15 protein-coding genes are annotated in these 14,322 nt (G+C 72.2%); 7 read left to right on the top strand and 8 right to left on the bottom strand.

The features are described 5' to 3' along the window. Nucleotides 1-3: 3 nt before the first annotated feature. From ACYQ8Q_RS01720 to ACYQ8Q_RS01745, 6 genes are all read right to left on the bottom strand, one after another. Complete coding sequence (locus tag ACYQ8Q_RS01720; RefSeq protein ID WP_460061113.1) at nucleotides 4-1,095, bottom strand: FAD-dependent oxidoreductase; 1,092 nt, start codon at nucleotides 1,093-1,095, stop codon at nucleotides 4-6. Then, nucleotides 1,092-2,411, bottom strand: coding sequence for an FMN-binding glutamate synthase family protein (locus tag ACYQ8Q_RS01725; RefSeq protein WP_460061115.1), 1,320 nt, complete (start codon nucleotides 2,409-2,411; stop codon nucleotides 1,092-1,094). Before ACYQ8Q_RS01725 ends, ACYQ8Q_RS01720 begins: the two co-directional genes overlap by 4 nt. A 101-nt stretch (nucleotides 2,412-2,512) precedes the next feature. Continuing rightward, nucleotides 2,513-3,187: a GltB/FmdC/FwdC-like GXGXG domain-containing protein gene (locus ACYQ8Q_RS01730; protein WP_460061116.1), complete on the bottom strand. Its 675-nt coding sequence runs from the start codon at nucleotides 3,185-3,187 to the stop codon at nucleotides 2,513-2,515. After that, nucleotides 3,175-3,993, bottom strand: a complete 819-nt coding sequence (locus tag ACYQ8Q_RS01735; RefSeq protein WP_460061119.1) for a class II glutamine amidotransferase domain-containing protein — start codon at nucleotides 3,991-3,993, stop codon at nucleotides 3,175-3,177. The genes ACYQ8Q_RS01730 and ACYQ8Q_RS01735 overlap by 13 nt, the downstream gene beginning before the upstream one ends. A 50-nt stretch (nucleotides 3,994-4,043) precedes the next feature. After that, nucleotides 4,044-5,402 carry a type III glutamate--ammonia ligase gene (gene glnT, locus ACYQ8Q_RS01740; protein ID WP_460061121.1) on the bottom strand — a complete coding sequence of 453 codons (1,359 nt, stop codon included), beginning with the start codon at nucleotides 5,400-5,402 and terminating at the stop codon, nucleotides 4,044-4,046. Nucleotides 5,403-5,559: 157 nt separating this feature from the next. Then, entirely contained in the window at nucleotides 5,560-6,981 is a 1,422-nt protein-coding gene (locus ACYQ8Q_RS01745; protein WP_460061122.1) for a purine-cytosine permease family protein, read from the bottom strand. Between the two features lie 286 nt (nucleotides 6,982-7,267). On the opposite strand from ACYQ8Q_RS01745, the gene ACYQ8Q_RS01750 reads away from it, so the two are divergent. The 3 genes from ACYQ8Q_RS01750 to ACYQ8Q_RS01760 all read left to right on the top strand — a co-directional run bounded on the left by ACYQ8Q_RS01750 (nucleotide 7,268) and on the right by ACYQ8Q_RS01760 (nucleotide 9,423). Beyond that, a complete protein-coding gene (locus tag ACYQ8Q_RS01750) occupies nucleotides 7,268-7,969 on the top strand; it encodes a GntR family transcriptional regulator (protein ID WP_460061125.1) in 702 nt (233 codons plus the stop codon). A 72-nt stretch (nucleotides 7,970-8,041) separates the two neighbouring features. Next, nucleotides 8,042-8,920 carry an NAD-dependent epimerase/dehydratase family protein gene (locus tag ACYQ8Q_RS01755; RefSeq protein WP_460061127.1) on the top strand — a complete coding sequence of 293 codons (879 nt, stop codon included), beginning with the start codon at nucleotides 8,042-8,044 and terminating at the stop codon, nucleotides 8,918-8,920. A 38-nt stretch (nucleotides 8,921-8,958) separates the two neighbouring features. Beyond that, nucleotides 8,959-9,423, top strand: coding sequence for an SRPBCC family protein (locus ACYQ8Q_RS01760; RefSeq protein WP_460061129.1), 465 nt, complete (start codon nucleotides 8,959-8,961; stop codon nucleotides 9,421-9,423). Nucleotides 9,424-9,460: 37 nt separating this feature from the next. Here ACYQ8Q_RS01760 and ACYQ8Q_RS01765 read toward each other — a convergent pair whose 3' ends face one another. Continuing rightward, nucleotides 9,461-9,742: a hypothetical protein gene (locus ACYQ8Q_RS01765; protein ID WP_460061131.1), complete on the bottom strand. Its 282-nt coding sequence runs from the start codon at nucleotides 9,740-9,742 to the stop codon at nucleotides 9,461-9,463. A gap of 38 nt (nucleotides 9,743-9,780) precedes the next feature. Next, nucleotides 9,781-11,025: an MFS transporter gene (locus ACYQ8Q_RS01770; protein WP_460061132.1), complete on the bottom strand. Its 1,245-nt coding sequence runs from the start codon at nucleotides 11,023-11,025 to the stop codon at nucleotides 9,781-9,783. Between the two features lie 159 nt (nucleotides 11,026-11,184). Here ACYQ8Q_RS01770 and ACYQ8Q_RS01775 point away from each other — a divergent pair, with 159 nt between their 5' ends. The 4 genes from ACYQ8Q_RS01775 (at nucleotide 11,185) to ACYQ8Q_RS01790 (ending at nucleotide 14,128) form a co-directional block, all read left to right on the top strand. Continuing rightward, nucleotides 11,185-11,358, top strand: coding sequence for a hypothetical protein (locus ACYQ8Q_RS01775; RefSeq protein ID WP_460061134.1), 174 nt, complete (start codon nucleotides 11,185-11,187; stop codon nucleotides 11,356-11,358). Continuing rightward, the gene (locus ACYQ8Q_RS01780; RefSeq protein WP_460061136.1) at nucleotides 11,355-12,149 is read left to right on the top strand and encodes an SDR family oxidoreductase; all 795 of its coding nucleotides are present in this window, start codon (nucleotides 11,355-11,357) and stop codon (nucleotides 12,147-12,149) included. Before ACYQ8Q_RS01775 ends, ACYQ8Q_RS01780 begins: the two co-directional genes overlap by 4 nt. 72 nt (nucleotides 12,150-12,221) lie before the next feature. Further along, nucleotides 12,222-13,598, top strand: a complete 1,377-nt coding sequence (locus ACYQ8Q_RS01785; RefSeq protein ID WP_460061137.1) for an MFS transporter — start codon at nucleotides 12,222-12,224, stop codon at nucleotides 13,596-13,598. A 23-nt stretch (nucleotides 13,599-13,621) separates the two neighbouring features. Further along, nucleotides 13,622-14,128: an HAD domain-containing protein gene (locus tag ACYQ8Q_RS01790; RefSeq protein WP_460061139.1), complete on the top strand. Its 507-nt coding sequence runs from the start codon at nucleotides 13,622-13,624 to the stop codon at nucleotides 14,126-14,128. Nucleotides 14,129-14,322: the final 194 nt, after the last annotated feature.

Below are 14,322 nucleotides of genomic sequence, written 5' to 3' on the forward strand. Positions count from 1 at the left end.
ATCCTAGCCGCCGCGTGCCAGGCGGAAGCGCGGGTGGGGCCCGGCCCGGCCGGTGGCCAGGTCCGCCGCCATCGCCCCGATCAGCGGGGCGAACTTCGCGCCGTGTCCCGAACAGGGGGACACCATCACCAGCGGGCCGTGCCGGTCCAGGACGAAGTCCTCGTCCGGGGTGGTGGTGTAGAGGCAGGTGGCCTCGGCGTGCGGGTGCGGGTCGAGGCCCGGCAGGCGGTCGCGGACGAAGCCGCTCACCCGGGTGCGCGAGCCGGGGTCGACGAGCCCGCTGCGGGCGCGGGCCGTGGTCGGGGTGCCGCGGTCGTGCTCGGCGACCTTCATCGCGGGCCCCGGACCGCCGTCGCTTCCGGAGGGCAGACCGAAGACCTGCATCCCGCCCCCCTTGGTGACCAGGACCGGCCAGGCCGCGCCGGGGTCGCGCTGGCGGAAGTGGAAGACCTGCTGCTGGGTCACGCGCAACGGGGGCAGCGCGCAGGGGAGTCCGAGGTCGGGCAGCCAGGCCCCGGCCGCGATCACCACCGTCTCGGCGGCGAACTCCCGGCCGTCGCCCGTGCGCAGCAGCACTCCCCCGTCGTCACGGTGCCCGATGCCCTCGACCCGCGTACCGGTCACGACGTGCGCACCGCGCCCGGCCGCCCCGCGCACACACGCGGCGACCGTCCCGTCGGCGTCCAGGACTCCCGCGCCGGGGTGGTACAGCGCCGGGCCGTCGAAGCGGATCTGCGGCCAGCGTTCGGCGGCGGCGCCGGCGGTGAGGAGTTCGTACGGCACTCCGCTCGCCGCGAGGACGGCGGCCAGCCCCGCCGGGTCGCGCCCCTCCCCCAGGTCGAGCCCACCGGTCGTCCGCAGCAGGGCGGTCGAGCTGTCCCGCTCCAGCTCACGCCACTCCTCGTACGCCCGTCCGGCCAGGCCCACGTAGAAGGGGTCGGCGTAGGCGTGCCGGAAGATGCGGGAGCTGCCGTGCGAACTGCCCAGCCGGTGGCCGATGTCGTACGCCTCGATCAGGGTGACCTCGTGGCCGCGCCGGGCGAGTTGCCACGCGGTGGCGGCGCCCATGAGTCCGGCGCCGACGACGGCGATCACCGGACCGCTCCGGGGATCCAGTCGGTGCCGGCGAGCGGGACGCGGGCCATGGCGGCGGACTCGACGGTGAGGGCGACCAGGTCCTCGGGTTCGAGGTGGAGCAGATGGGCCTTGCCGCAGGCGCGCGCCAGGGTCTGCGCCTCCATGGTCATCACCCGGAGGAAGTTGGCGAGGCGGCGACCGCCCTCGACGGGGTCGAGCCGGGCGGCCAGGCCGGGGTCCTGGGTGGAGATGCCCGCGGGGTCGCGGCCGTCCTGGTAGTCGTCGAAGTAGCCCGCGGCGGAGCCCAGTTCGCGGTACTCGGCGTCATGGCGGGGGTGGTTGTCACCGAGGGCGATCAGCGCCGCCGTGCCGATGGCCACCGCGTCCGCCCCGAGGGCGAGGGCCTTGGCCAGGTCGGCCCCGGAGCGGATGCCGCCGGAGACGATCAGCTGCACCTCGCGGTGGACGCCCAACTCCTGGAGCGCCCGCACCGCCTGGGGCAGCGCCGCGAGGGTGGGGATGCCGACGTGCTCGATGAAGACGTCCTGGGTGGCCGCCGTGCCGCCCTGCATGCCGTCGACCACGACGACGTCGGCGCCCGCGTGGACGGCCAGCTTCACGTCGTAGTAGGTCCGGGTCGCGCCGACCTTCACATAGACGGGCTTCTCCCAGTCGGTGATCTCGCGCAGTTCGAGGATCTTGATGGCGAGGTCGTCGGGGCCGGTCCAGTCGGGATGCCGGCAGGCGCTGCGCTGGTCGATGCCGACGGGCAGCGTCCGCATGCCGGCGACCCGTTCGGTGACCTTCTGCCCGAGCAGCATGCCTCCGCCGCCGGGCTTGGCGCCCTGGCCGAGGACGACCTCGATGGCGTCGGCGGCGCGCAGATCGTCGGGGTTCATGCCGTAGCGGGACGGCAGGTACTGGTACACGAGGTGCCGGGAGTGGCCGCGCTCCTCGGGGGTCATCCCGCCGTCCCCGGTGGTGGTGGAGGTGCCCACCTCGCTGGCGCCCCGGCCGAGCGCCTCCTTGGCCTGGGCGGACAGCGCGCCGAAGCTCATGCCGGCGATGGTGACCGGGGTGGCGAGCCGCAGCGGTTTCGTGGCGTGCCGGGTGCCGAGCACGACGTCGGTGTCGCAGCGCTCGCGGTAGCCCTCCAGCGGATAGCGGGACATGGAGGCGCCGAGCAGCAGCAGGTCGTCGAAGTGCGGGAGCCGGCGCTTGGCGCCCCAGCCGCGGATGTCGTAGATGCCGGTGTCGGCGGCACGCTGGATGGCGTGGATGGTGGCGCGGTCGAAGGTCGCCGACTCGCGCAGGCCGTGGGATGCGGGGTCCAAGGTTCACAACTCCAAACAGGGGGTCAGCTCATTCAGGGGCGCGGGGAACTGCGCGACCGGCCACATCCGGCCCGCAGTCGAAGAACGGCCTTCCGGCGGAGCTAGTACGCGGCCGCGTTGTCGACCTTGAAGTGGTACAGCGTCCGGGCGGAGCCGTACCGGCGGAAATCACCCGGCTCCTCGTCCCGCTCCGCCGCCTTCAGCAACTCGGTGAGCTCGCAGAGGTGTTCCGCGCGCATCTCCTTCTCCACGCAGTCCGCGCCGAGGGACCTGACCGTGCCGCGCACGTAGATCCGGGCCTCGTACAGGGAGTCCCCCAGCGCGTCGCCCGCGTCACCGCAGACGACCAGCCTCCCGGCCTGCCCCATGAACGCGCTCATGTGGCCGACGTTCCCGCCGACGACGATGTCCACGCCCTTCATCGAGATGCCGCAGCGGGCCGAGGCGTCGCCGTCGATCACCAGCAGGCCGCCGTGGGCGGTGGCGCCGGCCGACTGGGAGGCGTTGCCCCGGACCCGGACCGTGCCGGACATCATGTTCTCGGCGACCCCGGTGCCCGCGTTGCCGTGGACGGTGACCGTGGCGTGCTGGTTCATCCCGGCGCAGTAGTAGCCGACGTGCCCCTCCACGTCGACGCTGAGGTGCTCGCGGATGCCGCAGGCCACGGCGTGCGCCCCACGGGGGTGCAGGACGCGGTAGGCGGTCGCCTCCGGTGTGTGCAGGGCCCGGTTGAGCTCCCGCACGGGGCTCTCGGCCAGGTCGATCAGCGTCGCCACACGTACACCTCTTCCGGCTCGGGTTCGAAGATGCGGGCGTGCTCGATGCCCGGCAGGACGTCCAGCGCCCGGTACTCGGAGGCCATCGCCACCCAGGCGCCGGTCTCCGCGACCAGGGCCGGCTTGCACGCGATGGCGTCGCGGACGACCGCGAAGGAGTCACCGGTGGACACCAGCAGGGTGTAGAAGCCGTCGAAGCGCTCGCAGAGCAGCTTCAGCGCCTTCTCCAGGTCGGCGCCCTGCGCCAGGTGGTGGGCGATGAAGCGGGCGCCGACCTCGGAGTCGTTCTCGCTGTCGAACCGCACTCCCTGGGCGCGCAGTTCGCGGCGGATGGTGGCGTGGTTGGCGAAGGAGCCGTTGTGCACCAGGCACTGGCCGGGTCCCACGGAGAAGGGATGGGCGCCCTCGGGTGTGACCGCCGACTCGGTGGCCATCCGGGTGTGCCCGACGCCCTGCCTGCCGCTCATGCCCGCGAGGCCGAAGGACTCGGCCAGCGTGACGGGGTTGCCGGTGCCTTTGAGTACGGCACACCCCTCGCCGGAGCCGATCACCCTGGCGTGCGGCAGGGCGGCGGCGAGCCGCGCGGCCTCGGCGTGCACGACGGTCGTGGCGTCGGCGTCGAAGGCCACCGCGCCCGGCAGTGCCGCCTCGACCTCGGCCTTCGATGTGCCGAGCAGCGAGACGACGTTCGTGCCCGCCGGGGTCAGCCGGGGGTCGCCGTAGACGGCGACACCGGCCGAGTCCGGGCCCCGTTCGACGACCTGTCCCAGCATCGCGGCGAGCAGTTCGCCCAGCCGGGGTTCCAAGGAGGGCTCCCGTAGATGGAGCCCGACGATTCCGCACATCTCGAGTCCCTTCAGAAGGCGGTCAGATAACGGTCCAGCTCCCAGGCGCCGACGGTGGAGTGCCAGTCGAAGAACTCCTCGCGCTTGAGGTCGGCGAAGTACTGGCTCACCCCCGGCCCGGCCGCGTCCAGGGTGCCGCTGATGACGTCGTCGGCCCGCAGGGCCTCCACGGCGTGCAGCAGCGTGGGCGGGAGTTCGGGGCCCTTGCCCACGGCACCGGGCTCTCCCGGGTCGAGACCGCGCTCGATGCCGTCGAGCCCCGCGGCCAGCGTGGCCGCGGCGGCGAGGTAGGGATTGGCGGCGCCGTCCCCGCCGCGCAGTTCGACGCGGTTGCCGTCGGGGACGCGGACGAAGTGGGTGCGGTCATTGCCGCCGTAACCCGCCACGCGTGGCGACCAGGTGGCGCCCGAGCGGGTGGAGACGGCGCCGGTGCGTTTGTAGGAGTTGACGGTGGGCGCGATGACGGCCTGGAGGGCCCGTGCGTGCTCGACGATCCCGGCGACGAAGGAGTAGGCGAGCGGGGAGAGGCCGAGGCCCCGCGTGTCGGTCGGGTCCGGGAAGGCGGGCTCGTCGCCCCGCCACAGCGACAGGTGCAGATGCATACCGGTGCCGGTGCGGTCGGTGAACGGCTTCGGCATGAACGTGGCGGTCATGCCGCGCTGTTCGGCGAGCACCGAGACCAGATAGCGCAGGGTGATGACCCGGTCGGCGGTGGTGAGGGCGTCGGCGTGCCGGAAGTTCTGCTCGAACTGTCCGTTGCCGTCCTCGTGGTCGTTGGCGTAGTTGCCCCAGCCGAGGCTGTTCATCGCGCCGGAGACGGCGGTGAGGTGGTCGTACATCCGGGTCAGCCCACGGGCGTCGTAACAGGGCTGGGTGGCGGTGTCCCGGGGGTCGGCGACGCTGAGCGTGCCGTGCTCGTCCCGGTTGACCAGGAAGTACTCGACCTCGGCGCCGACGGCCAGCGAGAGTCCCCGCGCGGCGGCCCGCTCCAGCAGCGACCGCAGGATCACGCGCGGGGCGTAGGGCCAGGGCTCGCCGCGTACGTACGGGTCGCAGTGGACCAGGGCGAGGCCTGGCTTCACGAACGGGAGGGGGGTGTACGAGGTGACGTCGGGCCGGGCGACGACGTCGGGGTCGCTGGGCCGCTGGCCGAGCGCTCCGGCGGCGTATCCGGCGAAGCCGACGCCCTCGTCGCGCAGTTCTTCGACGGCCTGGGCGGGGACCAGCTTGGCGCACGGCTTGCCGGTGAGGTCGACGAAGACGGCGAGCACGAACCCGATGCCGTCGCGCCGGACCAGTTCGGCGAGGTCGGCCTGATCTGTCCGGTCGTGATCTGTCCGGTCTGTCTGGTCCGCCTGGTCGGTCGTCATGGGGGCCTCCCGAGAGATGTCCACTGACAGGAATCATCGTTGCACACCAGTAGACGCCCGGTTCGTTACGGCGTGATGTCCGCGCGGGAAGCTCCCGGTAAGCCGAAGGGCCGGCCACCACGCCCCGAAGGACATGGCGACCGGCCTTGACAAGCCGTCAGGAGAGTTCGGCGGACGCCTTGTCGACCGTGCGCACCGGCGCCTGACCCTCGCGGGTCCAGAGGGGCTTGAGGCGGTAGGTGAGAAGGTAGAAAACCGTGCCGCCTGCCGCGGCGACGAACATGCTCAGGTCGCCGGCGCCGGGGAAGGCGCGGGAGAAGGGGCCGGTGTAGAAGCTGGACTGCCAGAAGGGGACGGAGGCCGCGACGCCGCCGGCCCAGGCGACGAAGCCCCAGTCCAGGACCCGGCGGCGGTCGTAGAGCTCGTCGACGCGGGCCGCCTGGGAGCGGCCGCCGAGGTAGAAGTCGAGCAGGAGGACGGCGGCGAAGGGGGCGATGAAGTAGGCGGTGAGGTTGAGGAAGACCTTGAACTTGGCCTCGGTGCCGGACTCGCCCCACAGGCTGATGACGTAGGCGAGCAGGCAGATGACGGTGACGGCCTGGGAGCGGCTGACCGGGATCTTCAGTGTCTGGACCGAGATGGCGCCGCCGTAGACGTTGAGGAAGTTCTGCGCGAGGGCGGACAGGCCGACCGCCAGGAGCGCGGGGATCGCGAAGGGGCCGGCGAGTTCGTGCAGGGCGGTGATGGAGTCGGAGCTGGTGGCGCTGCCGCCGACGACGACGCCGAGGATGCCGAGCCAGCAGATGGTGACGAAGTTGCCCAGGCCGGTGTACCAGGCGGTGCGGGTGACGACGTGGGGGGTGTCGGGCAGGTAGCGGGAGTAGTCGGAGGCGAAGGGGGCCCAGGCAACAAGGAAGGAGAGGAACCAGCCGCCGAAGGTGATCCAGCCGCCGGTGGAGCCGATGTAGCCGGCCGCCTTCGGGTCGGCGTGGAAGAGGCTGCCGCCGCGGACCACGGCGACCACCGTGATCAGCAGGAAGAGCGGGGTCAGGACGTAGGTCAGCACCTTCTGCAGGTAGTTGATCATGTTGTAGCCGTAGATCGCGACGACCAGCTGGATCGCGGTCAGGGCCCCCGAGCAGAGCCAGTACGGCAGATGCGTCAGCTCCGCGAACGCCTTGCCGCCCAGGATCACCGTCACCGCCGCCCAGCCCACCCCGGCGAACACGTTGATGTACGCCACCGGCAGGAAGTTGCCGAAGAACCCCAGCGGCCCCCGCGCCTGGATCTGCTGCGGCACCCCCAGCCGCACCCCCATCCGCGACATCACCGCCATCAGCACCGACCCCAGCGCCGCCCCGATGACGATCGCCGCCACCGCCGCACCGAAACTCAGCCCGAACCACGCCGCACTGAACCCCAGCAGGATGATCGGGAAGTTCAGACCCGCCGCGAACCAGACGAAGAACTGCGAACTGGGCTTCCCGTGCCGCTCATGGTCGGGAATGTGATCGACACCGAACGGCTCGACCTTCGTGACCGCGCTGCCGTACACCGGCGCCGGCGTTCCTTCTGTCATACGGGTACTCCTGCTCCGTGTGCGAGATGCCGAGAGAAGCCGTAACAGGCCTGCCGGTCAGCTCTTGTATGGCAGAGGACGGTAAGGAGCGCACACAACCGTGTCAATACTCTCGTCGCAAAGAGGAGAGCACCGCAGGTGGGCGCCGGGAACAGACGGATCGAGGCACCTTCGGCAGAGCGGGCCGCCGCCGGATCCCCGTCACCCTCCCGACGCTTGCTTGCATGGCACAGGTCGGACAGGCCTGGTTGACGCCACACCCTCGACCGCACTACGTTCGCGTACCATGCAACAACCCAGTGGGCGGGCGCGGAAACCGCTGCAGCAGACCAGCATGCAGGCCCGGGTCGCCGAGGAGCTGCGCCAGATGATCATCACCGGTGAGCTGGCGCCGCGGTCGAGCCTGTCCGAGATGGCACTGTCGGAGACCTTCGGGGTCAGCCGTACGCCGATCCGCGAGGCCCTGAAGCAGTTGCAGATCGAGGGACTGGTGGAGGTGCGGCCGCGGGTGGGCACCTTCGTCGCGGTGCCCTCGCGGCGGGAGATCACCGAGCTGTTCCAGATGAAGGAGCTGCTGGAGGGTGCGGCCGCCCGGCTGCTGGCCCTGCGGGGTGCCGTGCCGGAGACGGTCCGGCTGCAGGACAACATGCGCGAGGCCGACGAGGCCGTGCGCGCGGGCGACACCGACCGGTACGCGCAGCTCGTCCATGAGTTCCACGACCTGATCGTCACGGGTGCCGACAACACCAAGCTGGAGGCGCACTACCGGACGCTCATGAACCAGCTCGCCTACTCCCGGCTGGTGCGCACCTCGCTCGCCCAGCCGGGCCGGCTCAGCGAGTCCGACCATGAGCACCACCGTGTCGTCGACCTCATCCTCGCCAAGGACGGCGACGGTGCCGAACGCGTCATGCGGGAGCACGTCCGCCGCAGCCATCAGGCGCTCATGGCCGGAATGGACGAGCGGGAGCTGGATCACCCGGGCTGAGCGGACGTTCGGCCGCAGGCCACCGGACTCGCCCCGCAGGCCGTCGAAAAGTCCGTTGAAGGGAAAGTTCTCATGCGTGTCCTCGTCGCCGGCGCGACCGGTGCCGTCGGCAGACTGCTCGTCCCGATGCTCGTCGCGGCCGGGCACGAGGTCACCGCGGTCTCACGCACCCCGGCCGGGGTCGAGCGGATCCGGGGCCTGGGGGCGAGCGGGGTGCGGGCGGACGCGCTGGACGCGGCGGGACTGCGCCAGGTGGTCGGCGCGGCCTCGCCGGACGTCGTGATGCACCAGCTCACCGACCTCTCCGGCGCGGACGGGACCGCCAACGGCCGGCTGCGCCGTGAGGGCACCCGGAACCTGGTGGAGGCGGCGAAGGCGGCCGGGGTCGGGCGGATCGTCGCGCAGTCGATCTCCTGGGCGTACGCGCCGGGCGAAGGCCCCGCCACGGAGTCGGTGCCGCTCGACGGCACGGCCGCCGAACCCCGGGCCCGGATGGTGGCCGCCGTCAGGGCCCTGGAGGAGACCGCGGCCGAGCTGGAGACGGCGGTCGTGCTGCGCTACGGCCTGCTGTACGGGCCCGGCACCTGGTACGCACCCGGCGGCGCGCTCGCCGCGGCGCTGGCCGGCGACCGGTCGGCGCGGTTCCTGGGGAGCACCGAGGCGGACGACGCGGTCGGGTCCTTCGTGCACGTCGCCGACGCGGCGGGCGCGGCGGTGGCCGCGCTCGACTGGCCGGGCGGAGCGGTCAACGTCGTGGACGACGAGCCCGCCCCCGCGCGCGCGTGGCTTCCGGTCCTGGCCCGAGCGCTCGGCGTGCCCGCGCCCGAGCCGGTGACGGGCCGTCAGGAATGGGCACGCGGCGCTCTCAACGCGCTGGCGCGCAGCCGGGGTTGGCAGCCGCGGTGGCCGACCTGGCGGACCGGATTCGGCGATCGGATCGACCGGCGGTGAACTGGGGCTCGCGGTGGAGTCGCCGTACCGTGTGAGCCATGAAGCCCGTCACCGTGTCGATCGACGTACCGCAGACGCCCGAGCAGGCCTACGGCTTCCTCGACGTCATGGCGCACCATGAGCGATTCACCGACCACTATCTGACCGGCTGGCGCTACGGCGGCCCGGACCGCGGTGTCGGATCGCGGGCCACCGTCACCGTCGCGCTGGGCGGCGTGCGCAGCGACGTGGACATCGAGGTCGTCGAGTCCGACCCGCCGCGGCGCATCGTCGAACGCAACGTCAGCGCGGCCGGCCGGCGTCTGGCTCACGGCACCTACACGATCGAGGCGCTGCCCGGCGGCGGCAGCCGTGTCGCGTTCACGTACGCCTGGGTGCGCGCCCCGCTGGCCGACCGGCTGCTGGCCCCGGTCGTACGGTCCACGATGCGGCGCGCCAACCGCACCGTGATGCGGCGCCTGGCCACCGAGCTGGCGCGTCATGTGTCCGCCGGCGGCGCCTGACGCCGGTGTCCGGGTGCGGTGACCGAAGCGCTCCTGGTCAGGCCTCCTCTGCCGGCTCCTCGGTCTTCGCGGTCTCCTCCTGAGCCATGCGCAGGAAGCGCCGGATCGCCTCGGACGCCATGTCGAGCCCCTCGGACGCGGACTTCTCGTCGCCGAACACCTGCACCGCCTCGGCGACCGCCACCGCCAGTTCGGACTCCGCCTTGCGGACCTTGGCCTCCGCCTTGTCCACCGTGTCGACCACCGAGAGCTGGCGGCGCTGCTTCTCCTGGAGCCTCTGCTTGCGGGAGAGCGTCTTGTCAGAATTCTGCACAGTCACGACCAAGATCATAAATGGGCGGGGTGCACCAGGGGAAATCAGCAACTGGCCTGCTGTGCAGGCGTGTTGTCGGACCGAGCCCCTCGCGTGGGTGAGAGGGCCAGCACGAGTGCCTGCGCCACCGCTCCCACCAGTCCGACCGTCAGGGCGAAGCGGTAGCCGATCCGGTCGGCGAGGATGCCGCCGAGGGGTGCGCCGACCGCGACCATGCCCCAGTTCATCGAGCGGATCGTGGCGTTCATCCGCCCGCGCAGCCGGTCGGGCGTCACCGACTGCCGGTAGCTCATCTCCACCGGGCTCTCGATGCCGATCGCCAGGGAGACGGTGAAGTAGGCGAGCGCGACGGAGACGAGGGCCCACGCTCCGCGCTGGGCCAGGACCAGGGGCAGCCAGCCGACGGCGGCGACCACCCGGAAGACGATCAGCGTGGCGCCGACCTCCAGCCCCCGCACGACCCGGCCGGAGAGCGCGCCGCCCAGCACGGCGCCCGCACCGGCGCAGGCGTAGGTGACCCCCAGACCGAAACTCCCGATCTTCAGCTCGTGCAGCGCGAAGACCACGAAGACCGTGCTCACCATGCTGTTGAACAGGAGCATCGCGTGCGAGGTCAGGGCGATGGACGCCAGCGTGCGATGCCGGTAGACCCAGGCGAGCCCCTCGCGCAGCTCGCTGCCCACACTCCGCCGCGCATCCCGTCCGGGAACCGGATCGGGTGCCTTCACCGAGGCGAGGAACAGCCCCGACATCAGATAGGTGAGGGCGTCCACCAGCACGGCGAGCGGCGCCCCCATGAGCTTGATCAGCGCCCCGGCGACGAGGGGGCCGGTCGAACCCGCCACCGCGCCGGCCTGTTCCACCCGGGCGTAGGCGGCGTTGAGCAGGTCCTCGGGGACCAGTCGCGGCACGTACGACTGGTTCGCCGCCTCGAACAGCAGGGACAGCACGCCGACGGCGAAGACGCACGCGCACACCGCCGGGATGGTGAGCCGGTCCAGCGCGTAGAGCAGGGGTATCGCACCGAGCAGGACCGCCCGTCCGAGATCCGTGCCGACCATCAGCGGCCCCCGCCGGCAGCGGTCCACCAGCACACCGGCCACGAGCCCGAAGAGCAGATACGGCAGCCAGCGGGCGGCGTTGACGATGCCCACCTCCGTGGCGGACGCGCCCAGCGCCACGACGGTGAGGACCTGCAGGGCCAGCCCCGTGATCTGGGAGCCGAAGGCGGATACGGCGGAGGCGGTCCAGAAGCGTACGTACCCGGGGACTTCCACGAGGCGCGGCATGATCGGACCGTATCAGTGCGGCTGTTCGGGGCCGTCAGCCAGCAACAGCCCTATATCCGAGGCAAGTTCAGCTCGCGCGGATTGCCTCCGCCGCTGCCGTGCGCAGGGCTCGGCGGGTCGGGAGCTCGAGGGGGAGGGCGGCGAGGAGGAGGCCGGACCGTGCACGGGCGCATCCGCGGCGTCTTCGCCAGGCTCGGCCTGGCCCTGACGGAGGAGGTGGACCGGCGGATGGCGGCGGTGCTGCAGTACCTGGCGGACGCACGGCAGCGGGGGCCGCGCACGCGAAAAGCGATTGCCCCTGCGGTGCCGGTCGTGGACGATCCCGGTCCGTGACGACGAACAGCGATCAGCACCGGGCCGCCCACGGCGCCGCCCGCCCGCTCGCCCTGGTCACCGGGGTGGGGCGGACCGTCGGCATCGGTGCGGGCATCGCGCGCAGGCTGGCCGCGTCGGGCTGGGACATCGGCTTCACCTACTGGGCCCCGTACGACGATCGCATGGAGTGGGGCAGGGAATCCGGCGCGGCCGGGACCATCGGCCGGACGCTGGCCGAGGCCGGTGCGCGCAGCGCGGCGATCGAGGCGGATCTCGCCGATCCGGGTGCTCCGTCGCGGGTCTTCGACGCGGCCGAGGAACAACTGGGGTGCCCTGTCACCGCGCTGGTGATGTGTCACTGCGAGTCGGTGGACTCCGGGCTGCTGGACACCACCGTCGAGAGCTTCGACCGGCACTTCGCGGTCAACGCGCGCGCCTCCTGGCTGCTGATCCGCGAGTTCGGACGCCGCTTCACCGCGGCACCGGGGACCGGGCGGATCATCAGCCTGACCAGTGATCACACCGTCGGCAACCTTCCCTACGGGGCGAGCAAGGGCGCCCTGGACCGCATCACCCTGGCCGCCGCCCGCGAACTCGCGCACCTCGGGGTGACCGCCAACGCGATCAACCCCGGGCCGGTCGACACCGGCTGGATGTCGGAGGAGATCAAGGAGCACTGCGTCCGCGGCACACCGCTCGGCCGCCTCGGGACCCCGCGGGACACCGCGCACCTCGTGGACTTCCTGTGCTCGGACGAGGGCGGGTGGATCAACGGCCAGTTGCTGATGAGCAACGGCGGTTTCGCCTGAGGCGGGGAGCGAGCGGGCAAGGCCGGTGGCCGCTTCCCGAGTTACGCCGTAAATGTCACGTAATGTGAGCCCATGCCCTCTCGTGGACCGGCCGTGCAGCCCGGGCGGCGGGCATGGGCGCCGCTGCTGGCGGTGTGCGCCGGATACTTCATGGTCATCCTGGACGTGACCGTCATCAACGTGGCGGTCCCGGTGATCGGCCGGGAGCTGTCGGCCTCGCTCACCGGCATCCAGTGGACCACCGACGGATACACCCTGGTCTTCGCCGGGTTCCTGCTGACGGGCGGTGCGCTGGGCGACCGGCTGGGGAACCGGCTGGTCTTCTGTCTGGGCGTGGGGGTGTTCACCGCCTCCTCGGCCGCCTGCGCCCTCGCCCCGAACGCCCTCTTCCTCGTCGTCGCCCGGCTGGTCGAGGGGCTCGGCGCGGCGTTGATCGTGCCGGGTTCGCTGGCCCTGCTCCAGCAGGCCTACCCGGCGCCCGCCGCCCGTGCGCGGGCCTTCGGGCTGTGGGGGTCGATGGCGGGCATCGCGGCGTCGGCCGGGCCGCTGCTCGGCGGGCTGCTCGTGTCCACGGTGGGCTGGCGGTGGGTGTTCCTCATCAACCTGCCCGTCGGCGCGGCCTGTCTGGCGCTGACGCTGCGGCATGTGGCGCGCTCGCCCCGGCACCCGGCCCGGGTGATGGACTGGCCGGCGCAGTGCGCCGTCGTGGCGGCCGTGGCCCTGCTGACCGCCGCGCTCAACGAGGCCGGACGGCGCGGCTGGTCCGATCCGGCCGTGCTCGCCGGGATCGGCCTGGCGGTGCTCGCCGCCCTGGCCTTCGCGGTGCGCGAGCGGCTGGCCCGCACCCCCGTCCTGCCTCTGGACCTGCTGCGCTCCCGGGCGCTGAGCGGCGGCGCCGTCATCGGCCTGCTGTTCAACTTCGCCTTCTACGGCATGGTGTTCACCGCCAGCCTCGACTTCCAGCAGCAGCGCGGCTACAGCGCCCTCGCCACCGGGCTGGCGCTGTTCCCGGCGGTGGCGATGACCACGTTCGCCTCCGTCCTGTCCGGACGGCTCACCCGCCGTACCGGTGACCGTCCGCTGGTGGTCGCCGGCATGCTCACCGCCGCCCTCGGACTGGCCGGCTGGGCGGCCTCCGGAGCGGACCCCGCCTACGCGCTCCTCGTCGCCCCCATGATGGCCGCCGGCTTCGGCACGTCCTTCGCCCTCACCGGGACGACGACCACGGTCATGTCCGCCGCTCCCCCGGGCTACGCGGGCACCGCCTCGGCGCTGTTCAACACCACGCGTCAGCTCGGCAGCGCCACCGCCGTGGCCCTCGGCGGCAGCCTCCTGGCCACGGCGGCGGACCCCGGCACCGGGCTGCGCGTCAGCATGGCCGTGGGCGCCTTCGCGTACGTCGTGGCCGCGGGCATCGCGTGGCTGTGCGTACCCCCCGAGCAGGTGTGACCCGAGGCCGCTACGGTGCGGCCATGCCTGATCACATGGAGCTTCCGCTGCTCTTCCTGGATGTCGACGGAACGGTCCTGCCGTACGGCGGCGCGCAGTTGCCCTCGAGCCCTCAGGGGTGGGACGCCTGGGAGGACGTGTCGAATCCTCAGCTGGCGAGGATCGACCTGGCGCATGGTCCTCGGCTGCTGGCGCTCCCCTGCGCCCTGATGTGGGCCACCGCCTGGATGGCCAAGGCCAACGACGTGATAGCGCCGCTGCTCGGGCTGCCCGCGCTGCCGGTGGCGGGGCTGCCGCAGGCACCCATGGAGGACGAGACGGGCGCGCTGCACTGGAAGACGCGTGCGCTGGTCCGGCTGGCGGCGGGGCGCCCGTTCGTCTGGGTCGACGACGAGATCACCGGTCTCGACCACGCCTGGGTGTCGAGGCACCATCGGGGGTGCGCCCTGCTCCACCGTGTCGACTCCGGGACCGGACTGACGGCGTCCGACTTCGCCGTGCTGGAGGCCTGGTTGCGCGGCGACCGCTGATTCTCGTGACAGAGAACAGCGCTTTCGAGCATGGGGGGCGGCGGACCTGTTCCACGTCGGACTGGTCGTCGACGACGTCGGTTCGGCCGCGGCCGAGCTGTCGGCGCCATGGGGACACACCTGGTGCGAGCAGCTCGCCGACCGCTCGCACGTGGTCCTGCCGGAGGGCGGGACGGACCTCGAACTCCGGTCGG

The organism is Streptomyces sp. YKOK-I1, assembly GCF_054660435.1.